At 64.7% G+C, this 19,798-nt stretch carries 19 protein-coding genes and 1 tRNA gene; 10 read left to right on the forward strand and 10 right to left on the reverse strand.

Annotated elements, in window-relative coordinates; all coding sequences use genetic code 11:
- The first annotated feature begins 1 nt into the window (after position 1).
- The 3 genes from KO516_RS22975 to KO516_RS22985 are packed head-to-tail and all read left to right on the forward strand — an operon-like array spanning position 2 to position 3,617.
- Positions 2 to 883 (forward strand): ABC transporter permease, encoded by an 882-nt coding sequence (locus KO516_RS22975; protein ID WP_216006121.1) that lies wholly within the window; start codon positions 2 to 4, stop codon positions 881 to 883.
- Positions 884 to 2,206, forward strand: a complete 1,323-nt coding sequence (locus KO516_RS22980; RefSeq protein WP_216006122.1) for an FAD-binding oxidoreductase — start codon at positions 884 to 886, stop codon at positions 2,204 to 2,206.
- A gap of 25 nt (positions 2,207 to 2,231) precedes the next feature.
- Positions 2,232 to 3,617 (forward strand): FAD-binding oxidoreductase, encoded by a 1,386-nt coding sequence (locus KO516_RS22985; protein ID WP_252737852.1) that lies wholly within the window; start codon positions 2,232 to 2,234, stop codon positions 3,615 to 3,617.
- Here KO516_RS22985 and KO516_RS22990 read toward each other — a convergent pair.
- Positions 3,614 to 4,612, reverse strand: coding sequence for an Ldh family oxidoreductase (locus KO516_RS22990; RefSeq protein ID WP_216006123.1), 999 nt, complete (start codon positions 4,610 to 4,612; stop codon positions 3,614 to 3,616). The two genes, KO516_RS22985 and KO516_RS22990, sit on opposite strands and share 4 nt — an antisense overlap.
- A 342-nt stretch (positions 4,613 to 4,954) precedes the next feature.
- On the opposite strand from KO516_RS22990, the gene KO516_RS22995 reads away from it, so the two are divergent.
- On the forward strand, positions 4,955 to 5,512 hold the full coding sequence (locus KO516_RS22995) for a TetR/AcrR family transcriptional regulator (RefSeq protein WP_216006124.1): 558 nt from the start codon (positions 4,955 to 4,957) through the stop codon (positions 5,510 to 5,512).
- 9 nt (positions 5,513 to 5,521) lie between these two features.
- On the opposite strand, the gene KO516_RS23000 is transcribed toward KO516_RS22995, so the two are convergent.
- Together KO516_RS23000 and KO516_RS23005 are read right to left on the reverse strand one after the other, a co-directional pair.
- Positions 5,522 to 7,960: an extracellular solute-binding protein gene (locus KO516_RS23000; protein ID WP_252737854.1), complete on the reverse strand. Its 2,439-nt coding sequence runs from the start codon at positions 7,958 to 7,960 to the stop codon at positions 5,522 to 5,524.
- A 19-nt stretch (positions 7,961 to 7,979) separates the two neighbouring features.
- Entirely contained in the window at positions 7,980 to 8,654 is a 675-nt protein-coding gene (locus KO516_RS23005; RefSeq protein ID WP_216006125.1) for a response regulator transcription factor, read from the reverse strand.
- Positions 8,655 to 8,812: 158 nt separating this feature from the next.
- On the opposite strand from KO516_RS23005, the gene KO516_RS23010 reads away from it, so the two are divergent.
- From KO516_RS23010 to KO516_RS23025, 4 genes are all read left to right on the forward strand, one after another.
- Positions 8,813 to 9,784 carry a tripartite tricarboxylate transporter substrate binding protein gene (locus KO516_RS23010; RefSeq protein WP_216006126.1) on the forward strand — a complete coding sequence of 324 codons (972 nt, stop codon included), beginning with the start codon at positions 8,813 to 8,815 and terminating at the stop codon, positions 9,782 to 9,784.
- Positions 9,785 to 9,883: 99 nt separating this feature from the next.
- Positions 9,884 to 10,351 (forward strand): tripartite tricarboxylate transporter TctB family protein, encoded by a 468-nt coding sequence (locus KO516_RS23015; protein WP_216006127.1) that lies wholly within the window; start codon positions 9,884 to 9,886, stop codon positions 10,349 to 10,351.
- Positions 10,351 to 11,871, forward strand: a complete 1,521-nt coding sequence (locus tag KO516_RS23020) for a tripartite tricarboxylate transporter permease (protein WP_216006128.1) — start codon at positions 10,351 to 10,353, stop codon at positions 11,869 to 11,871. Before KO516_RS23015 ends, KO516_RS23020 begins: the two co-directional genes overlap by 1 nt.
- A gap of 5 nt (positions 11,872 to 11,876) precedes the next feature.
- Entirely contained in the window at positions 11,877 to 12,899 is a 1,023-nt protein-coding gene (locus KO516_RS23025) for an AbrB family transcriptional regulator (protein WP_216006129.1), read from the forward strand.
- 93 nt (positions 12,900 to 12,992) lie between these two features.
- On the opposite strand, the gene rplA is transcribed toward KO516_RS23025, so the two are convergent.
- The 5 genes from rplA to secE all read right to left on the reverse strand — a co-directional run bounded on the left by rplA (position 12,993) and on the right by secE (position 16,517).
- Positions 12,993 to 13,691, reverse strand: coding sequence for a 50S ribosomal protein L1 (gene rplA, locus KO516_RS23030; protein ID WP_216006130.1), 699 nt, complete (start codon positions 13,689 to 13,691; stop codon positions 12,993 to 12,995).
- On the reverse strand, positions 13,691 to 14,140 hold the full coding sequence (rplK, locus tag KO516_RS23035; RefSeq protein ID WP_216006131.1) for a 50S ribosomal protein L11: 450 nt from the start codon (positions 14,138 to 14,140) through the stop codon (positions 13,691 to 13,693). The genes rplA and rplK overlap by 1 nt, the downstream gene beginning before the upstream one ends.
- Positions 14,141 to 14,296: 156 nt before the next feature.
- Complete coding sequence (locus tag KO516_RS23040; RefSeq protein ID WP_216006132.1) at positions 14,297 to 15,481, reverse strand: winged helix-turn-helix domain-containing protein; 1,185 nt, start codon at positions 15,479 to 15,481, stop codon at positions 14,297 to 14,299.
- A 103-nt stretch (positions 15,482 to 15,584) separates the two neighbouring features.
- On the reverse strand, positions 15,585 to 16,115 hold the full coding sequence (gene nusG / locus KO516_RS23045) for a transcription termination/antitermination protein NusG (RefSeq protein ID WP_216006133.1): 531 nt from the start codon (positions 16,113 to 16,115) through the stop codon (positions 15,585 to 15,587).
- Between the two features lie 210 nt (positions 16,116 to 16,325).
- The gene (gene secE, locus KO516_RS23050) at positions 16,326 to 16,517 is read right to left on the reverse strand and encodes a preprotein translocase subunit SecE (RefSeq protein ID WP_216006134.1); all 192 of its coding nucleotides are present in this window, start codon (positions 16,515 to 16,517) and stop codon (positions 16,326 to 16,328) included.
- Positions 16,518 to 16,953: 436 nt separating this feature from the next.
- On the opposite strand from secE, the gene KO516_RS23055 reads away from it, so the two are divergent.
- Entirely contained in the window at positions 16,954 to 17,688 is a 735-nt protein-coding gene (locus KO516_RS23055) for a hypothetical protein (protein WP_216006135.1), read from the forward strand.
- 107 nt (positions 17,689 to 17,795) lie between these two features.
- Here KO516_RS23055 and KO516_RS23060 read toward each other — a convergent pair.
- Both KO516_RS23060 and KO516_RS23065 read right to left on the reverse strand, forming a co-directional pair.
- A tRNA-Trp gene (locus KO516_RS23060) sits at positions 17,796 to 17,871 on the reverse strand.
- A gap of 55 nt (positions 17,872 to 17,926) precedes the next feature.
- The gene (locus KO516_RS23065) at positions 17,927 to 18,919 is read right to left on the reverse strand and encodes a zinc transporter ZntB (protein ID WP_216006136.1); all 993 of its coding nucleotides are present in this window, start codon (positions 18,917 to 18,919) and stop codon (positions 17,927 to 17,929) included.
- 364 nt (positions 18,920 to 19,283) lie between these two features.
- Here KO516_RS23065 and KO516_RS23070 point away from each other — a divergent pair, with 364 nt between their 5' ends.
- A complete protein-coding gene (locus KO516_RS23070; RefSeq protein WP_216006137.1) occupies positions 19,284 to 19,535 on the forward strand; it encodes a hypothetical protein in 252 nt (83 codons plus the stop codon).
- The last annotated feature ends 263 nt before the right edge of the window (positions 19,536 to 19,798 follow it).

Here is a 19,798-nt window from a genome sequence, read left to right on the forward strand (position 1 = left end):
GATGACCATGACTGCAAACGCCCCCGCCCGCCGCGCGCCGCGCATCAAATCCCGCGCTGTGCGCCGGTTCATGCAGCACAAGCTGGCCATGCTGGGCCTTGTGATGATCGTCACGCTTGCGCTGGCCTGCTTTGTCGGACCCTACCTGCTGGCCTTCGACGAGCTGTTCATCGACCTGCGCGCCCGCTTTGCCCCCCCCTTCACCGGAGGCCATATCTTTGGCACCGATCCGCTGGGCCGCGACATCGCCGCGCGGCTGTTTCACGCCGGGCAGGTGTCGATGACCGTGGGCTTTGCCGCGATGATCATGAGCACCTGCATCGGCTCTGTGGTGGGCGTGCTGTCTGGCTATTACGGCGGCGCCGTCTCGGCGGTGCTGATGCGCATCGTCGATGCCTTCCTGAGCTTTCCCTCGGTGTTCCTGCTGCTGGCGCTGGCGGCGTTCATCCAGCCGGGGCCCGCGATGATCACCGTCATCATTGCCGCCACCAGCTGGATGGAGGTCGCCCGCATCGTGCAGGCCGAGGTCAAGACCCTGCGCGATCAGGATTTCGTTCAGGCCGCCCGGATGCTGGGCCTGTCGGGCCGCTGGATCATGTTCCGCGAATTGCTGCCCAACGCCATCGGCCCGATCATCGTTGCCGCCACGCTGACCGTGGCCCGCGCGATCCTGCTCGAGGCCTATATCTCGTTCCTTGGCTATGGCATCCAGCCGCCGCTGCCAAGCTGGGGCAACATGCTCAACGGGGCGCAGCAGTATCTGCAATCGGCGCCGTGGCTGGCGATCGTGCCGGGGCTGGCGATCACCATCGCCGTTGCCGGGTTCAACTTTGTCGGTGACGGGCTGCGCGATGCGCTCGACAGCCGGTCGGAGGCGCGCTGAATGACACGCTTTTCACCTTTCGAGGACACGCTGTGGTACGCCACCGCCCCCGCCGCGCCCGAGACCTTTGCGCTGGAAGGCACCATCAAGGCCGATGTCTGCATCGTCGGCGCGGGCTATGCCGGGCTGACCACCGCGCTGGAACTCGCCAAGGCTGGCGTGTCGGTCGCCGTGATCGAGGCGCAGGAGATCGGCTTTGGCGGTTCGGGCCGCAACGCCGGGCATTGCACCCCGACCTTCACCCATTACACGCCGGACGATCTGCGCCGCGTCCTTGGCGCGCCTTGGGCCGAGCGGCTGATCCATCGTCAGACCCGGGCCAATGACCGCGTCGGCCAGATGATCCGCGACTACGGCATCGATTGCGAATGGGACCAGAGCGGCTATGTGCAGGGCGCGCTCAATCCCGGCCATCTCAAGACGCTGCAAGCCAAGACCGACCAGTACAACGCCGTCGGCGCCAAGACCCGGATGCTCGACGCCGCCGAGGTGCAGCAGGTCACCGGCTCGCCGCGCTTTCTTGGCGGTTGGTTTCATGAGGAAGCGGGCGCCGTCAATGCGCTGGCCTATGCGCGGGGCCTTGGCCGCGCCGTGATGTCCGAAGGCGGGCGCATCCTGACCCGCTCGCCGGTCACTGGCTGCGAACGCATTGGCACCGGCTGGCGGGTGAGCACCGAACGCGGCGCGGTGCTGGCTGACAAGGTGATCTTTACCACCGGGGCCTATACGGTCGCGGGCTGGCCAAAGCTCGAAGAGACCTTCAAGATCATGCGGGTGTTTGTCGCCGCGACGCAGCCGCTGTCGCCGGAAACCCGCGCCGAGGTGCTGCCCCGCAACACCACGATGCACGACGGGCGCGGTGATATCTACGTCTATAAATACGATGGCGCGGGGCGCATCGTTGCCTCGATGTTCCCGATGGGCCGCCGGGGCCGCGACATCGCCTATACCAAACAGGTGATGAGCGACCGGCTGACATGGCTGCACCCGCAGATCCGCGAGACCCTGCGCTGGGAATATCTGTGGTTCGGCGAGCTTGACATGCAGCGCCGCACCATTCCACGCCTGTACGATCTGGCCCCCGGCGTCGTTGCCATGACTGGCCTGTCGGGGCGCGGCGTGCCCACCGGCTCGATGCTGGGCGGCATCCTGTCGGAATGGGCGCTTGGCCTGCCGCCGCAGGACCTTGGCCTGAAAATCGAACCGTTGAAATCGCAGCCCTTCTACATGTCCTTCGCTCCGCAGGCGCATCTGCGCATGTACCGCCTGCGCGACAATATCACCGCCAAGCGGCAGGGTGCCCCCCTGCCGCCCCATGCCTGACCCATCACAACACGGACCCCTTCTCATGTCGCTCGACACAACCACAGCCATGCCGACCAACGGACGCCCCATCCCCGACCCGGTCCCCAACGACCTGACGCTGCCGCAAAGCGTCGACGTGGTGGTCATCGGCGCGGGCATCGCTGGCGTTTGCACCGCGCTGGAGCTGGCCGAACGCGGCCTCAAGGTGGCGCTGTGCGAAAAGGGCGACGTTGGCGCCGAGCAATCGAGCCGCAACTGGGGCTGGGTGCGCCTGTCGCACCGCGACCCGCGCGAGATGCCGCTGATGGTCGAATCCGTGCGGCTGTGGAAGGGCATGAACGAACGCACCGGGGCCGAAACCGGCTATCGCCAATGCGGCATCACCTTTTCCGTCACCACCGACGAGGCGCTCAAGGAAGAGGAAGACTGGGCCCAGATCCTGCAGGAATACCAGATCCCGGCCCGCGTGCTGCCCGCCCCCGAGGCGCTAAACGCGTTTCCCGGCCTGACAGCCCCGATCAAGGGCGCGCTTTACAACCCGCATGACGGGCGGGCCGAGCCGCAAAAGGCCTCCCCCGCCATCGCCAACGCCTTCCGGATGCTGGGCGGCACGGTGCATCAGAACTGCGCAGTGCGCACGGTGGAAACCTCGGGCGGCAAGGTGTCGGCGGTGGTGACCGAAAACGGCACGATCCGCTGTTCCTCGGTGGTGGTCGCGGCGGGCATCTGGTCGCGATTGTTCCTTGGCAATCTCGGGATCGACCTGCCGATGCTGAAGACCACCGGTACCGTGCTACGCACCGACCCTGTGCCCGATGGCCCCGAGGGCACGTTCAAGTTTCAGGATTACACCTTCCGCCGCCGTCTGGATGGCGGCTACAGCATCTCGGGCCCGCAAACCGGGCTGTACGAGATCACCCCCGACAGCTTCTGGCTGGCGCCCAAGTTCTTCCCGGCGCTGAAAAGCGAATTCACCCGGCTGAAATTCCGTTTCGGCAAGCGCTTCGTGCAAGAGATGAAGCTGCCGCGCAAATGGGGCGCGACCGACCGCACCCCGTTCGAAGACACGCGGATCTATGACCCCCAGCCCGATACCAAGGCGATCGACAAGGTCTATGCCCAGCTTCAGGCGGCCTATCCGGCGTTCCAAGGCGTCGGCATCGCCCAGCGTTGGGCCGGCTATATCGACGTGATGCCAGACATCATCCCGGTGGTCTCGTCCACCGAAGGGGTGCGCGGCCATATTCCCGGCCTGTTCGTTGCCAGCGGCCTGTCGGGGCATGGCTTCGGCCTTGGACCGGGGATCGGCAAGCTGATGGCGGATCTGGTGACCGGCGCGGTGCCGGTGGTCGACCCGTCGCAATACCGCCTGTCGCGGTTCAGCGACGGATCAAAGATCGCCCCGATGGAAGGCATCCTGCGCCGCTAAAGATACCCCTTGATCATCGCCAGATCGGCGGTGGTCAGGGCGACGCCCTTTTGCGCCGCCTCGGCGCGGATGCGGTGGCGGCGGTCTCCGGGCAGCCGCGCGCTTCCCGAGGCGCGCACCGCGTCCGACAGCTGCGCCACCCGCTGCGCAAAGCCATCCGTGTGCGACGGGTCCATCACCAGAAGAAACTGCCCGGTCAGCGGGATCTTGGCGCCGGGGTGGTCCGACCAGTCGACCTCCGAGGAAAACGCCCCGCCGGTAAAGGCGGCGGCGAGGATCTCGATCAACATGGCGATCGACGCGCCCTTGTGCCCGCCAAAGGGCAGCAGCGCGCCACCATTCAGGATCTTGTCCGGATCATCGGTCGGGGTGCCTTGCGCATCGACCCCGGTGCCCGGCGCCAGCTTGTGGCCCTCGCGCGCGGCGATCTGCACATCGCCATGCGCCAGCGCGCTCGAGGCCTGATCCCATGTGTAGGGCGGCTGGCCGGCCCGAGGGCTGGAAAACGCCATGGGGTTGGTGCCAAAGACCGGCGTCGCCCCCGGCGCAGGCGCCACCACCGCCATGGAATTGACCACCGACAGCGCCACCAGCCCTGCCTCGGCAAAGGGTTCGACATCGGGCCAGAGGGCGCTGAAATGCTGCGAATTGCGGATGCTCAGCGCCGCGATGCCCTGCGCGCGCACCCGCTCCAGCAGCAGCGGGCGCGCCGCGTCCAGCGCCACCTGCGCAAAGCCACCGCAGGCATCGACGCCGATCAACGCGCCCTCTCCCGCGTCGATCACGGGCAGCGCCGAGGGCGACCCCCAGCCGCTCTGGATCGTCGAGACATAGCCCGGAATGCGAAACACCCCATGGCTGAGCGCGCCATCGCGCTGACAGGCGGCGCAATTTTCGCCCAGCACCGCCGCGATGCGCGCGGGCAGCCCCTGCGCTTCGAACACCCGGCGCAGCAGCAGGGCAAGCTCGTCAAATGAAAGTCTCGTATCGGCCATGTCGCCCCTCTTGGTTCCGCTGCCGCCTAAAGAAACCCGCGCGAGCAAAGGGTCAAGCCGGGTTGCCTCATTCGCCCGACAAGCGTGCCCGCCCACCGGGCCTGCTGTGCAAGCACCATGCACAACTGTCTCCGCGACCGCTTCAGCGTCGACGCTGCGTCGAGGGGGGCAGAAACGGGATCGGAACGCACCCTGCGCCCCCAAGATATATCAAGCGGGCCGATCCGTGGACAGGATTTCGTATACCCTTGAGTACACAAATACCCAAGGGTATCTTAACTTGGAAGTCTTCACGCCAATCGTGATCGCAGTCTAAGGGAGTGGCCCGCAATGAACCAACGCATGACCCGCAAGCAAGCGGCGCAGCGCACCAGAGATCGCCTGATAGAAGCGGCGGAAACGCTGTTCGGTGCGCGCGGGTACAATGCCACCTCTCTTGATGCCATCGCCGCCGAAGCAGGATACACCAAGGGCGCGGTCTATGCCAACTTTCCCGGCAAGGAAGCGCTGTTTCTGGCCGTGCTTGAAACCCATGGCGGAAGCGACCTTCTTCAGCTTGTCGACGCGATCGCCGCTGCCCCCGGCCGCGACGAAATCGAAGAGCTACTGATCGACTGGGCCGGCGCGCGGGCAGAAAGCGGGTCGTGGCCGCTGACCCTGATCGAATTCGTCCGCCAGAAACGCGACGACGCAGAAACAATCGCCCAGCTGACCGAGATTCTGCACCGCAACTGGCGCACCCTTGGCGAGGCGGTTGTCGGCCCGCTGAACCTGACCGAAAGCCCGCTGCTGATCGGCGCAGCGCTGTTCGAGACCGCCTATGCCCCGGCGATGTCCATCGTTTCGAACCCGTCGGCCCGCGATCTGATGCGCCTGTTCCTGAGGTCTCACCGCAGCTGACCGGATCGGCTAGTTGCCATTCCCAGCCATCGCGGCATCCCAGCTGCGCAGCACCTCTTCGCGTTTCAGCCGGTCGAGAAAGGTCAGCAGCCCCGGCCCCAACCGAATCGGAAGAAAACTGCCACTGCTGGCGCGCAGCAACCGCGCGCTGTCGGTCAGCGGCGCGCCAGCCGCGGCAATCGGGATCAGCGGCGTGTCGCGGTCGATCAGGCTCTGGCCTTCGGGCGAGAGCAGGAAGGCGACAAAACGCGCCGCCATCGCGGGCGCGCGGGCGGTTTTGGGGACAAAGGCGGTGCGAGACATGACAAGGTTGTAATCGCTCAGGAAATGCACCCCGACATCGGGGTGATCGGGGACCAATGCCATGGCGTAGGAACTGATGACATTCAGCGCCAGCGCGATTTCCCCGCTGCCCGTCGCCCGCGTCATCTCGGCCGTGCCAAGATAGACCCGCGCCGAGGCCCGCCCCAGCACCTCGAACAGGCGCTGCGCCTGAACGCTCTGGATCAGATCCTGCGTGGCATACAGATAGCCGATCCCCGAGCGGCGCAGATCGTACCCCCCGACCCGGCCCTTCAGCTCGGCCTCATGGTCGCGGATGAATGACGACAGGTCGCGGTGCGAGTTTGGCAGATCCTCGCGCGACAGGATGCGCTTGTTGTAAAGGATCGCGGCGGGTTCGAAGGTAAAGCCGTAAAGCTCGTCGCGCCAGCGCGCCCAGTCCGGCGGCTGGCTGTCTTCGGGCAGGACAAAGCGCTGCGCCATGCCGCGGTTCACCAGATCGACCTGCAGATCCATCGCCGAAGAGATCACCACATCGGGCGGCCCCTCGCCCGCGAGCACCGCGTCATACAGATCGACGGTCTGAAATTCGCGGTATGAGATGGTCCAGCCCGGCACCTTCGCCTCGAACGCGTCAAGCACCGGCTCGATGGCCGCGCGATCTGTGGCGCCGAAGATGGTCAGCTCCGATGCCTTGGCAGCGATGGGCGTTAGCAGCAGCGCCGCCAGCAGCGCCGCCAGCCGTGGAAAGATCAGCGAAGCACGCAGCCCGCCCAGTTGCGACGCCCCGAGTTCCAGCTTGGCGTCATGCCCCTCGGCCACCGAGCGCACGATGGCAAGGCCCAGCCCCGACCCGGCGGTGTCGCGGTTGATCGAGGTGAACCGCTCGGTCGCCCGCGCCCGATCCGCTGGCGCAATGCCCGGCCCGCCGTCCGAGACGGTCAGGCGGATGCTGCGGGTGTCACCGTCCAGTTCGATCAGGATCGAGTTTTCCGGCCCCCCATGTCGGATCGCATTGTCGATCAGGTTGCGCAGCGCCTCGCGGATGGAGATCGCATCGCCCCGGATCCGCCCCACCCCGTCGGGCAATTGCGCGTCTTCGTAAGAGATGGTGATCTCGCGCAGCCTGCGGTCACGCAGCAGCTCTGCCAGCGTGTCGCGCACCAGCGGGCGCAGCTCCATCGGATCAAGCTGCGCCTGGTCAGAGCGATGGATCACCATAGCGTTGGCCAGCAGTTGGTTGGTCAGGTGAACGGTCTTGTTCCCCTGCGCCTCGGCCTTGACCAGCCGGGCGCGCATGGCCTCGGGGCTGTCGGCATCGACGGCAAGCGCCAGTTGCCCCTGCACCGCCGACAACGAGGTGCGGGTCTGGTGCGCCACATCCGCGATGAAGCTTTCGGTCAGCGCGCGGGATCGCCGCAACTGGGCGATAAAGCCGTTGATGGCGCGAAACAGGTCCGAGATTTCCTGCGGAGGGGCGCCCTCGATGGGCGACAGATCGCGCGGATTGCGCGCCAGAAGGCTGGCCGCGATGGTGCCCAGCGGCGCCAGAGACGTGCGGATCGCCAGCCAGACAAAGCCCAGTCCGATCAGCGACACCCCGGCCAGCCCGGCCATACCATAAAGAAACAACGTCCCCTGCTGTTCGCGCCGGGCGTTCAGCGTCTGGCCGATCTGCACAAAGACCCAGTCGCGCCCGGCGGCCGAGGTGATCTGCCGCCCCTGCACGATGAAGCGAAAGCCCTCGTTCAGCTTGTCGTTGTAGAACACCGGTGCGGCCGAAGGATCGGCGGCGGGCAGCGGCAGGTCGGGGGTGCCGGTTATCTCGCCATAGGCCGGAGCAAAGACGCGGTAGACCACCCGGTCGTCGCTTGCCAGCGCAAGGATATCCATCGCCGATTGCGGCAGATCGACCGTCGGGCCATCGGCGTTGAACGACACCCGCTCCAGCATCGCCAGCGCCGCCCCCGCCAGAAGCAGATCGAAGGTGCGATTTGATGCGGCGCGCGAATAGTTCCACAGCAGTACCGACATCAGCAGCAGCAGCAGCGCGAATCCCGCCGCCATCGACGACAGCAGCCGCCACTTGAGCGAGCGCGGCTCATCTGGCGTCGCCTCGGGCCGGGGTGCTTCATTCCCCGCCCCCAGTCGGGGCGCATTATTCATCGCCCCCAAGCGGGGCGCCTTATTCGTCGTCGCTGACATAGGGCAGATAGCCAAGGCCGCGCGCCGTCTTGATCACCAGCGGCGTGCCTTCGAGTTTCCGCCGCAGCCGCGTCACCAGCTGTTCGACGGCGTTCAAGCTGGGGCTTTCGCGAAAGGTGTAGAGCTTGTCGGCCACCTCTTCTTTGGTCAGCATCCGGCCAAGATTGTCGATCATCACCTCGAGCAGCTGCAACTCCTTGGCGCGCAGCTCGATCGGTTTGTCGCTGACAAAGGCCAGCTTGGCGGCGCGGTCGAACCGCAGCGTTCCGGCGGTGAACAGGTTGCTCGACGCCCCGGCCCGGCGCCGCGCCAGCACCCGGCAGCGCGCCGAGAGTTCGCGAAAATCGACCGGCTTGACCATGTAATCATCGGCCCCCGCATCCAGCCCCACCACCCGGTCGTCGATTTCCGACCGGGCAGTGAGCACGATGACCGGCGTCGAATCCCCGCGCGAGCGCATCGAGCGCAGCACCTCGTAGCCGCTGCGCCCCGGCAGGTTGATATCCAGCAGGATGATATCGAAACGGGCATGGCGCAGCAGGGCGTTGGCCTCTTCGCCGTCGGCCTCGCGATCGACCGAATGGCCCTCGTGGCGCAGCCGGTCAAGAACCGTCTCGGCCAGCTCGTCATTGTCTTCGACCAGTAGCATTCTCATGTTACCGGAACTATCCGGTCGCGGCGCATCCGCATAGCCATATCTTGCGGCGCAATGCCCATGTCAGCGTCCTGTCAGCCACGCGTCAGGACATTCACAGCCTTGGCAGGTCATAAGCGTCGCAGCCCAAGGGGCCATGACTAGATGGGAGGAACATCATGATCATCACCCGCGTTTCCGCGGCGCTTTTCTGCGCCCTCAGCCTTGCCGCACCGGCATTGGCACAAAGCGACATCCGCAAGCCCGAATGCGTCGCACCGGCCAACCCCGGCGGCGGCTTCGATCTGACCTGCCGCGTGGCACAGACCGGCCTCGAGCCGCATGTCACCAACCCCGTGCAGGTGACCTTTATGCCCGGCGGCATCGGCGCCGTGGCCTTCAACCAGTTCAACACCAACCGAACCGATGACGGCTCGGCCATCGTCGCATGGTCGACCGGTTCGCTGCTGAACATCATCCTTGGCAAATACGGCGCCTTCGATGAGAACGACGTGCGCTGGCTGGCGACCGCCGGGGCCGATTTCGGCGCTGTCGTGGTCAAGGCCGACAGCGAATACGACTCGCTCAAGCAGATCATGGATGATCTGGCCGCCGACCCGCAATCGGTCGTGGTGGGCGCAGGCGGCTCTGTCGGCTCGCAAGACTGGATGAAGGGCGCGCTGCTGATGCGCGAAGCCGGCGGCACCCCGATGCAGATGCGCTATGTCGCCTTCGACGGCGGCGGCGATGCCATCGCGGCGCTGCTCGGCGGCTCGATCGAGGTCTATACCGGCGATGTCGGCGAAATGGTCCCGTATCTGGAAAGCGGCGACATGAAGATCCTCGCGACCCTCGCCCCCGAGCGTCTTGAGGCCCCCTTCGCCGAGATCCCGACCGCCAAGGAGCAGGGCTATGACGTCGAATGGACGATCATGCGCGGCTTCTACATGGGCAAGGACACCTCTGACGAGGATTACCAGAAATGGGTCGATGCGTTCGATGCGGCCTATGCCACCGACGCGTTCGCACAGATCCAGGCAGAGCGCGGGCTTCTTCCGCTGAACCTGTCGGGTGAGGCACTGACCGCCTCCATCAACAACACGATGGACGAACTTCGTACCATCGCGACCGAAGCGGGTCTGATCCAGTAATCCGCTTTTCTCCCCGCGGGGCCGCCTTTTGCGAAGGGCGGCCCTTGCGGCGCATCTGAACGCTTTCAGACCGTCCCGAAATTTCAACAGGAGGCCCCCATGGCTGACCGCATCTTCGCGGCTGTCCTGCTTGCGGTGACCATCGGTTATGCGGTGATCGCCTTCACCGTCATCAAGGCACCGTTCCAGTACGACCCGCTTGGCCCCGAAAGCTGGCCGCAGATCCTTTCCATCGTTGCGATGCTTTGCCTGCTTGGCGTGCTGTGGAGGCCCGACGTCGATCACATGGACGTGCCGAAGGCCGTCTGGTTCCGCCTTGGCGCGGCGGTGGTCATGCTGATGGCCTACAGCCGCCTGTACGAGCCCCTGGGCTTTGTCGTTGCAACCGCCCTGTTCGGCACCGCCATGGCGCTGATGCTGGGCGCGCCGCGCTGGCGTGCGCTGGCCTTTGGCGTTGGCGCCGGCATCGCCGGCTGGCTGCTGTGCGTCACCTTGATGGATCTCAACCTGCCCGAAGGCGCGGTCGTCGAAGCCGTGCTCGAAAGCTTCCAGACGGAGGCCAACTGATGGATACCGTTCTTTCCGGTCTGGCGACCGGCTTTGCCGTCGCTTTCGACCCGTTCAACCTGATGCTGGTGCTGGTCGGCTGCTTTGTCGGCACCCTGATCGGCGCGCTGCCGGGGCTGGGGCCGATCAACGGCGTCGCGATCCTGCTGCCCATCGCCTATGGCCTTGGTTTTCCGCCTGAATCGGCGCTGATCCTGCTGGCGGGCATCTATTATGGCGCCGAATACGGCGGGCGGATCTCTTCGATCCTGCTCAACGTGCCGGGGGATGCGGGCGCGGTGATGACCACGCTCGATGGCAACCCGATGGCCCGCGCCGGTCAGGCCGGGCGCGCGCTGTCGCTGTCGGCGGTGGCCTCGTTCATCGGCGGCACCTTCGCGGTGATCCTGATGTCGCTGTTCGCGCCGGGCCTTGCGAAATTCGCCGTGACCTTCAGCCCCGCAGATTACGTCGCGCTGATGGTCTTTGCCTTCGCCTCGCTGGCGTCTCTGGTCGGCAAGAGCACGGTCAAGACGCTGCTGGGGGCAACCATCGGCCTGATGCTGGCGACCATCGGCATCGACGCCAACACCGGGGTCAACCGCTACACGTTCGGCATCCCCGACATCCTTGCAGGCATCGACTTCCTGATCGTCGTGGTGGGCCTGTTCGGCATGGCCGAACTGCTGACGCTGGTGGAACATCAGGCACGCGGCACGCTCAAATCGCTGCCCGTCGACAAGAGCTTCGTGCAATGGGCCGATCTGAAGCTGGCCAAGTGGACGATCCTGCGCAGCTCGATCATCGGCTTCTTCATCGGCATCCTGCCCGGCACCGGCGCATCGGTCGCTTCGGCCGTGGCCTATGGCACCGAAAAGCGGATCTCGGACAAGGAAGGCACCTTCGGCACCGGCGACGTGCGCGGCCTTGCGGCCCCCGAAGCGGCGAACAACGCAGCGGCGGGCGGTTCCATGGTGCCGATGCTGACGCTGGGCATCCCCGGCTCGGGCACCACCGCGATCCTGCTGGGCGCACTGCTGATGTTCAACATCCAGCCCGGCCCGATGATGTTCACCCAGCGTCCCGAAGTGGCGTGGGGCCTTGTGGCATCGATGTATATCGGCAACGTCGCGCTTTTGGTGATCAACCTGCCGCTGGTGGGGCTGTTCGCCCGGATGCTGACGATCCCGCAGCATTACCTGACGCCGCTGATCGCCATTCTTGCCTTCATCGGCATCTACACCATCGTCGGAAACCCGCATGATCTTTACATGATCACCGGCCTTGGCCTGCTCGGCTGGTTCCTGCGCAAGCTGGAATTTTCCCTCGCCCCGGTGATCCTTGGCTTTGTGCTTGGCTCGCTGTTCGAGAACAACCTGCGCCGCGCCCTGTCGATTTCGGGCGGCGACTGGGGCATCCTCGTGGCAGACTGGAAGAGCCTGCTGCTCTACGGTCTGGCGCTGCTGGTCGTTGTGCTGCCGATCTGGCTTGCACGGCGCTCGCGCAAGCGCTCCGGGGGGCAGGAAGCCATGGCGGACTGAGCCTCATGCAGGACAAGGCATATCTGAAGGCAACGGCGCTTACCGCCGTTGCCGCCCTTGGAGGCGCGGCGCTTGCCGCGTCTCTTGGCATTCCGGCCGGGGCGCTTGTCGGCGCGATGCTGGCGGTCGCGGTATTGGCGGGGCTCAAGCAGCCGGTGGTCATGCCGGTTGGCGCCCGCGATCTGGCGTTTCTGGTCATCGGCCTGTCGCTGGGATCGGGGATCAACGCCTCGGTCATTCCGCAATTGTCGGGCTGGTCGATCAGCCTGCTGTTGCTGGTGCTGTCACTGGTGGCCACCATGGCCGCATCGACATGGCTGCTGACGCGCGTCTTTGGGATCGACCGTGAAACCGCCGTTCTGGCCAGCTCTCCGGGCACCATGTCGAACGCCGTGGCCATCGCCATCGAGGGCAAGGGCGACGCGGGCGCCGTCACCATCCTGCAACTGATGCGGCTGATTGTTCTGGTGGCGCTGGTACCGCCGCTGGCCGCGGTGCTGAACATCCCCACCGCACAGGCCGTTACGCCCGAACCGATGCCGCTGTGGGGCATTGCGCTGCTGCTGGTGATCGGCCTGCCGCTGGGCCGCTGGGCCGGGCGGCGCGGGGTGTCGGCGGCCTGCCTGCTGACCGGCATCGTGCTGAGCGCCGCTGCCCACCTGACCGGGCTGCTGCACGGGGTCGCGCCCGGCTGGATGATCTTTTCCGGCTTCACCGTGACCGGCGCGGTGCTCGCCACTCGGCTCAGCAAGGTCGAACCGCGCGCGGTGCTGCGCCTGCTCTGGACCGGGCTGGCGGTGGTCGCCATGGCGCTTGGCATGGCGCTGGTGTTTGCGGTGATCACGCAGGCGCTGACCGGGCTGCCCATCGGGCAGGTGCTGATCGCCTTCGCTCCCGGAGGCGTCGAGGCCATGGCCGCCATCGCCCTCGCCCTTGGCTACGATCCGGCCTATGTCGCGGCGCATCACTTTGCCCGCATTGTCATTCTGCTGGCGCTGGTGCCGCTGTTCCTGCGGCGGCGCGGCTAAGGCCAGCCCGGATCAGACAGGCCGAGCGCCGCGCGGCAATAAAAAAGGCGGACCCGAGGGCCCGCCTTTTCATTATTCGATGCAGTCCAAAGATCACTCGGACGCAGCAGCAGCCACGTCGATGGTGACGCCCGGGCCCATGGTCGAGCTCAGCGAGATCTTCTTCATGTAGGTGCCCTTGGCACCGGCCGGCTTGGCCTTGGCAACCGCGCCGATGAACGCCTTGACGTTCTCGATCAGCTGCGCCTCGTCGAAGGAGACTTTGCCGATGCCGGCATGCACCACACCGCCCTTTTCAGCGCGGAACTGGACCTGACCGCCCTTGGCGTCTTTGACAGCCTGAGCGACATCCATGGTCACGGTGCCGACCTTGGGGTTCGGCATCAGGTTGCGCGGACCGAGGATCTTGCCGAGACGGCCGACGATCGGCATCATGTCCGGGGTCGCGATGCAACGATCGAACTCGATGGTGCCGCCCTGAATGGTTTCCATCAGGTCTTCGGCGCCGACGATGTCTGCACCGGCCTTCTGGGCCTCTTCAGCCTTGGGGCCACGGGCGAACACGGCGACGCGCATGGTCTTGCCGGTGCCGTTCGGCAGGCCGATCACACCACGAACCATCTGGTCGGCGTGACGGGTGTCGACGCCGAGGTTCATCGCGATTTCCAGCGTCTCGTCGAACTTGGCGTTCGCGTTCGACTTGACCAGCTTGACGGCATCTTCGAGCGACAGCTCTTCCTTGCCAACAAAGGCCTCACGGGCGGCGCGGGTACGTTTTCCGAGCTTTGCCATTACTTCACCTCGATGCCCATGGACTTGGCCGAGCCAAGGATGATCTGCATTGCAGCTTCCACGTCGTTCGCGCTGAGGTCCTTCATCTTGGCCTCGGCGATCTCACGCACCTGCTTGGTGGTCACGGTGCCAATCGTCTCGCGACCCGGGGTGACGGCACCCTTGGGACGGTTGCGCTTGCCAACCGGCTTCAGGCCTGCGGCCTTCTTGAGGTAATAAGACGCGGGCGGCGTCTTGATTTCCATCGTGAAGGATTTGTCCTGATAATAGGTGATCACGGTCGGGCACGGCGCGCCGGGCTCCATTTCCTGCGTCTTGGCGTTGAACGCCTTGCAGAATTCCATGATGTTGATGCCGCGCTGACCCAGCGCCGGGCCTACGGGCGGCGACGGGTTGGCTTTGCCTGCAGGGATCTGCAGTTTCATCTTGCCCATCAGCTTCTTGGCCATGAGCTTACTCCTTTTCCATCTGCCGAATGACGCGTCATCCAGCGTTCATGTGGCGTGGTCAGGTCTGCACATCGCGATGCGCGCGCCTCCCACGATCGGGCGAGTCGCCTGGGCAATCGCTCGAAGCCCGGCGCATACCTCGATCCGGGGTGAAAATCAAGAACCGATCGGCCATGTTCCGGGATCTGCTGGATGCACCTCGCGCAGACCGGCGAGTCTCGCAAAGCGGTGCAACTCGGCGCTCAGCCGGGCATCGCGCCCCGAAGAGGCGCGCAGGCCCGGCTCCCACCACAGGTTGGTGACGCTCAGGGTTCCGGCCTTGCGATCGCCCTTTGCTGCGATGCGCCCCACCATCCGATCCCCTTCGAGCAGCGGATAGACGTAATACCCCCAGCGGCGTTTCGCCTCGGGCACGAACATCTCGACCGTATAGTCGAACCCGAACAGCCGCTTGAGCCGGGCGCGATCACGGATCGCCGGATCGAACGGGTTGAGCAGACGCAGACGCCGCGATGGCGGCGCAGCCTGCAACCGCTCTTCTATGTCCGGGCTGCCAAGCGCCGACGTCCACCGCCCGTCTGCGCCCTCGATCATCACCGGAACAGGCTGCGCGCGGGCGGCCCAGCCCGCCACCTCGGGCGCCTCGGTGGCATCCCAGAATTTGCGGATCTCGCTCAGGGTGCCGACGCCGAGCCGCTCCAGCGCCGCCGTGCAAAGCCCGTCGATCTGCGCCTCGTCAGGCAGGCGCTCGACCTGCGGGAACACCCGTTCCGCCAGATCGTAATATTTGATGACCCCCTCGCGATGGCTGGTCGCCAGCACCCCCGCGTACCACAGGTAATCGAGCGCCTTCTTATGCGGTGGCCGCTGCCACATCGCCCGCTCTTCGACCACCGTATCGAAATCGCGCGTGCACAACGGGCCCTCGTCGCGAATCCGCGCCAGAATCTCGGCGGTGAGCGTGTCGGACGCGATCCCCACGTACCAAGAGCCAGCGACCTTGCGACGCATACGGTCGAATTGCCGCTGCCAAAGCGGCAGCATCTCCATCGGCAGGGCAGAGGCGTCATGGGTGAAATGTTCGAACACCGCCTGCTTGCGCAGAAGCTTGTCCAGCATCGGCTCGCGATAGGACTGCGCGCGGGACCACAGGATGTGATGATGCGCGCGGCTGACCACCTGAATGGTGTCGAGTTGCACGAACCCCAGCGCGCGGATCACCCCCAGCGCATCGGCGCCCGAAGGCATGCCGGACAGCCCGTTCGCCCCAAGCCACAGGCGGCGGGCATCGCAATTGGCGATACGAAGCGGGGCTTGGCGAAACAGGGCTGGCGCGGTCATGCGCCCATGTTTGGCGATGCGCGCGCCCGGGCGCAATCCGCGCAAGAAAAAACCCGCCAGAGATGTCTGGCGGGTTTCACTATTCCGGGCGTTGCCGCGGATCTTACTGCTTGGTCACCTGAGTGAATTCCAGCTCGACCGGGGTTTCGCGACCAAAGATCGACACTGCGACGCGCAGACGCTGGTTGTCGTCGTCGACGCCCTCGACCATACCGTCGAAACCTTCGAACGGACCATCGTTGACCTTGACCCGCTCGCCCACTTCGAAATGGATCAGCGTGCGCGGCGCTTCCTCGGTTTCCTGAACCCGGCCAAGGATCGATTCGACCTCGGCATCGCGCATCGGCATCGGCCGCCCCTGCGGGCCCAGAAAGCCGGTCACGCGGTTGATGTTGTTCACAAGGTGAAAGCCACGATCTGACATTTCCATGTGCACGAGCACATAGCCGGGCATGAAGCGACGCTCGGTCGTGACCTTCTTGCCGCGCCGCACCTCGATGACCTCTTCGGTCGGAACGAGGACTTCGTCGATCTGATCCTCGAGCCCCTGCTCTTCGACTGCCTGACGGATCTGTTCCGCGATCTTCTTTTCGAAGTTCGACAGAACGCTGACCGAATACCACCGCTTCGCCATCTGGACCCTCTTCCAACCTTGCGCCGGGCATCCCGGCCATTCACCTTCCGCCACGCCCCGGGCGGGCGAAACGGTTGTCCCTGAAACAAAACCGGCGTGCAACACGAATCGCTGCACGCCCGCTCAGGTAATCGCCTTGCTCTTAGCGCCTTCGGCCGCCGGATATCAAGGGCACACGCGCGGGTTTCCCCGCCGCGCCGCCCAGGCAGCTCAGCCGAAGAACGACAGAAGCCCTTGCAGGCCGCTGCGGATCAGGATGTCGACGATCGCAAAGAATGTGGCGGTCAGCGCTGCCATGACAAAGACCGTCACGGTGGTCAGCAACACCTCGCGGCGCGACGGCCAGACGATCTTGGCGACCTCGGAACGGGTCTGCTGAATGAACTGGACGGGATTGGCCATCAGGGCGCCTTCGGTTTTCGATTCAGATTTTGCGGCGGTATACGCAGATGGAGCGCCCCTGACAAGCATTGCCGGGCCGCTGCGCCGATTGAGGCAGCCAGTCGGTCACGTCAGCGTGCGGAGCGATCGCGATCTTCTGAAGAGATCGCCGTGATCGGCACGGAACCCGGCTGCCCGGCAAGCGTTCGCGCACACGTAGCGCCGGCGCGCCAGTTTCCAGCGTAACAGGTCGAAATCTTTGCCCTTCTCGCCTCGGAACCAGCGGCGGGGAAGCCGTGTTGTAAAGACATACCGACGCAGCGACGACGCTACGCTCGATAGATCGAAACGCAAGACCGGAGACGGCCCTGTTTGATCCCGCAATGGCATTTGCCACGGGACCGAGCGGACAAGGCGCCCGGTCGCTGCAAACTGGAACTTGTGAAAGGACTCAACTATGAAACGCTTTCTCACCGCCACCGCCCTCGCAACCGTCCTCGGCACCAGCGCGTTTGCTGCCTCGCAGGCAGAAGTGAACGCCATCACCCAATACTACCCGGAAGCCAACTTCTCGGCGCTGAGCGATCAGCAGATCACCCAGATGATGGCGATTGCCCAGTCCGGCGAGGACGACAATGAAAAAGCCGCCCGCATGGAACGCATTGCAGCGGCTGACAGCAGCGCCGGTCGGGCCATGCCCTCCGAAGCCGAACAGGCCGCGATCCGCGCCTACTACCCGGACGTGAATTTCGCGGCCCTGAGCCAGTCTCAGGTCGCTGAAATGATGGCCATTGCCCAGTCCGGCGACGAGGACACCGAAAAGTCCGAGATGATCGAGGAAATTGCGGCGGCGGACAACCCGAACGTCGATACCGCCGACATGCTGATCCTGACCGATTACTTCCCGCAGGTGCGCATCGAAGAGATGACCACCGCCGAAAAGGACCGGATCGTCGCCCTGGTCAACCGCGGCGTGGACCCGGATTCGATCCGCGTGCAACTGCTTGATGGCATGAACGAAGCCGCACCGAACCTGACACCGTCTGAAATCAGCGCCGTGCAGCAGCTGGTGCCCGAGGCCGACCTTCGCGTGCTGACCACCGAGCAGGTGAACCGCCTGCGCGCCGCACTTTACGGCGAAGATAAGGACACCGAGCAGCGCCAACTGATCGAACAGGTTCTGGGCTCGTAAACTCTGCCCGGACAATGGAAAAGGTCGCACTTCGGTGCGGCCTTTTTTTCATGCGCAATGCCGATCCGGAGGCCCGGTTCGGAAGTTTGTCCGCAATATCGTGAAAGTGGCAGGGGCACACGGACTCGAACCGTGGGCCTACGGTTTTGGAGACCGTCGCTCTACCAACTGAGCTATACCCCTAAGGCCGATGCCCGTTTACGAAAGGCCGGAAGGCTTTGCAAGCGGAAAGCTCTGCCTAGATCCACTTCAGTTTGCGCAGGATCGCAAGCTGCGCCGCGACCACCACAACCAGCGCCCCGATGAAGATCCAGAAGGCGTCGCCGTCTTGCGCGCCCGGCATCCCTGCGACGTTTATTCCGAACAGCCCGGTCAGGAATCCCAGCGGCAGAAACAGCGCCGACAGAATCGACAACAGGTACATGTTGCGGTTCAGCTTGTCCGACAGCTGGCTGGCAATTTCGTCGCGCACCAGCGCCATGCGGTCACGCATGGCATCCGCGTCTTCGACCACCCGCTCCAGCGCGTCGACCTCTTCGGCAAGGTGGCGCAGATCATCGGCCTCGAGCCAGAACGGGTGCGCGGGTTGCAGCCCCCTCAACGCGTCTCGTTGCGGCTGTAGATAGCGGCGCAGGATGATCGCCCGGCGCCGCAGATCAGCGAGACGTGGGCGGATTTCGGGGGCAGCCTCGGTGAGCACCGCCTCTTCGAGATCGTCAGCCTCGTCGTCAATCCCACGCCAGAAATTCTCGATGCACTGGGTCAGCCGTTCGACCAGATCCACAAGGAATGACGCGCAATCATCCGGCCCGTGCCCGCGGCGCAATTCGTCGGCGATGTCGGAAATCGCGCGAACCCGCCGGCGCGACAGGCTGATGATCCGCTGCGGGTCGATCCACAGGCGGACAGAAACCATGTCTTCGGGGTCTTCCCCGTCGATGGTGTTGATGCCGCGCAGAATCACGATCAGCCCGTCGCCAACGCGGGTGACGCGCGGGCGGGTTTCTTCGGCGACCAGCGCATCGATGATCGTCGGATCAAGATAGGACAGGTTCTCGATGATCCAGCCGGGGGTGTCCGGATGCTGCGCCCGCAGATGCACCCAGCCAAGCGTGTCGCTGCGCAGGATGTCGCAGGCCTCAGAGGGGGCCAGCGATTGCCCATGCCTGTCCCCCGCGAGGATGAACCCGGTTTCGATGACATCGTCAGGGGACGGGACAAGCGCTCTCATGGGCTGAATTTAGAGGGTTTTCAAAGCGCGGCAAGACGGCGTAACGCGCCCCTTACAGATGTGCGCCTGTGCACACTGAGGGTGTGAAAAGGAAACTTCTCGGTTTCCAAAAGCTTACCTCACGCGATATCACGCAATCGCGAGCAAACTTGGCCATTTTTTCCAATATTTACAATGGTACAATTGTGAATCCACAAACCTGTCATGAACAATTCACGGTCAAGATCACGGAAAGCAGATCGTTCGAGAGCGATTGTGTGATTTGAAGATCATGCGCGCTGGTGCGATATGTGCTGCATCGAAAGACGAAAGATACTCATTCACGCACCAAACGGTGCGAACAAGATCAAACAGGAGACTGACCATGAACCGTTTTGCAATCCTCACCGCCGCTGCCCTGACCGCAACCGCCGCCCTGACCGGCGCAGCATCGGCGCAAGCCTACAACACCGGCGACCAGGCCCGCGCCGCGCTGAGCCGGATCGTGCCGAATGCCGACGTGTCTGCCCTCAGCAATGCCGAAGCTGTTGCCGCCTATCAGGCCGCATCGGAAGCCTCGAACCCCGCCGAGGCCCGCGAGAACGCCGCGTCGCTGATCCGCGCCTACGCCGAGTAATCGCAAGCAAAAGGGACAGAGGCCCGGCACCGGCGCTTCCGTCCCTCACCGCCTGACCGACAGGCCACAAGGGCGCCCATTGGGCGCCCTTTATGCATTTGGCAATGCACCTGCCACAAATGAAAAAAGCGGGCCCAAGGCCCGCTTTTGTCTTGTCGCAGCGCCTCGCCGCGAAGGGCGAGACCTGTCAATTTACGCGAAGATCTTCGAGGCAGCAGCCTTGCGCGCCTCTCGGGATCCTGCTTACGCGAGGATTTTCGAGA

It is taken from the genome of Citreicella sp. C3M06, from assembly GCF_018860705.1.
Lineage (GTDB): Bacteria > Pseudomonadota > Alphaproteobacteria > Rhodobacterales > Rhodobacteraceae > Salipiger.

What these genes read in the sequence shown, in the direction of transcription:
- KO516_RS22975 (WP_216006121.1), top strand. Translation starts at nt 2, where the DNA reads ATGACCATGACTGCAAACGCCCCCGCCCGCCGCGCGCCGCGCATCAAA.
- KO516_RS22980 (WP_216006122.1), top strand. Translation starts at nt 884, where the DNA reads ATGACACGCTTTTCACCTTTCGAGGACACGCTGTGGTACGCCACCGCC.
- KO516_RS22985 (WP_252737852.1), top strand. Translation starts at nt 2,232, where the DNA reads ATGTCGCTCGACACAACCACAGCCATGCCGACCAACGGACGCCCCATC.
- KO516_RS22990 (WP_216006123.1), bottom strand. Translation starts at nt 4,612, where the DNA reads ATGGCCGATACGAGACTTTCATTTGACGAGCTTGCCCTGCTGCTGCGC.
- KO516_RS22995 (WP_216006124.1), top strand. Translation starts at nt 4,955, where the DNA reads ATGACCCGCAAGCAAGCGGCGCAGCGCACCAGAGATCGCCTGATAGAA.
- KO516_RS23000 (WP_252737854.1), bottom strand. Translation starts at nt 7,960, where the DNA reads ATGAATAATGCGCCCCGACTGGGGGCGGGGAATGAAGCACCCCGGCCC.
- KO516_RS23005 (WP_216006125.1), bottom strand. Translation starts at nt 8,654, where the DNA reads ATGAGAATGCTACTGGTCGAAGACAATGACGAGCTGGCCGAGACGGTT.
- KO516_RS23010 (WP_216006126.1), top strand. Translation starts at nt 8,813, where the DNA reads ATGATCATCACCCGCGTTTCCGCGGCGCTTTTCTGCGCCCTCAGCCTT.
- KO516_RS23015 (WP_216006127.1), top strand. Translation starts at nt 9,884, where the DNA reads ATGGCTGACCGCATCTTCGCGGCTGTCCTGCTTGCGGTGACCATCGGT.
- KO516_RS23020 (WP_216006128.1), top strand. Translation starts at nt 10,351, where the DNA reads ATGGATACCGTTCTTTCCGGTCTGGCGACCGGCTTTGCCGTCGCTTTC.
- KO516_RS23025 (WP_216006129.1), top strand. Translation starts at nt 11,877, where the DNA reads ATGCAGGACAAGGCATATCTGAAGGCAACGGCGCTTACCGCCGTTGCC.
- rplA (WP_216006130.1), bottom strand. Translation starts at nt 13,691, where the DNA reads ATGGCAAAGCTCGGAAAACGTACCCGCGCCGCCCGTGAGGCCTTTGTT.
- rplK (WP_216006131.1), bottom strand. Translation starts at nt 14,140, where the DNA reads ATGGCCAAGAAGCTGATGGGCAAGATGAAACTGCAGATCCCTGCAGGC.
- KO516_RS23040 (WP_216006132.1), bottom strand. Translation starts at nt 15,481, where the DNA reads ATGACCGCGCCAGCCCTGTTTCGCCAAGCCCCGCTTCGTATCGCCAAT.
- nusG (WP_216006133.1), bottom strand. Translation starts at nt 16,115, where the DNA reads ATGGCGAAGCGGTGGTATTCGGTCAGCGTTCTGTCGAACTTCGAAAAG.
- secE (WP_216006134.1), bottom strand. Translation starts at nt 16,517, where the DNA reads ATGGCCAATCCCGTCCAGTTCATTCAGCAGACCCGTTCCGAGGTCGCC.
- KO516_RS23055 (WP_216006135.1), top strand. Translation starts at nt 16,954, where the DNA reads ATGAAACGCTTTCTCACCGCCACCGCCCTCGCAACCGTCCTCGGCACC.
- KO516_RS23065 (WP_216006136.1), bottom strand. Translation starts at nt 18,919, where the DNA reads ATGAGAGCGCTTGTCCCGTCCCCTGACGATGTCATCGAAACCGGGTTC.
- KO516_RS23070 (WP_216006137.1), top strand. Translation starts at nt 19,284, where the DNA reads ATGAACCGTTTTGCAATCCTCACCGCCGCTGCCCTGACCGCAACCGCC.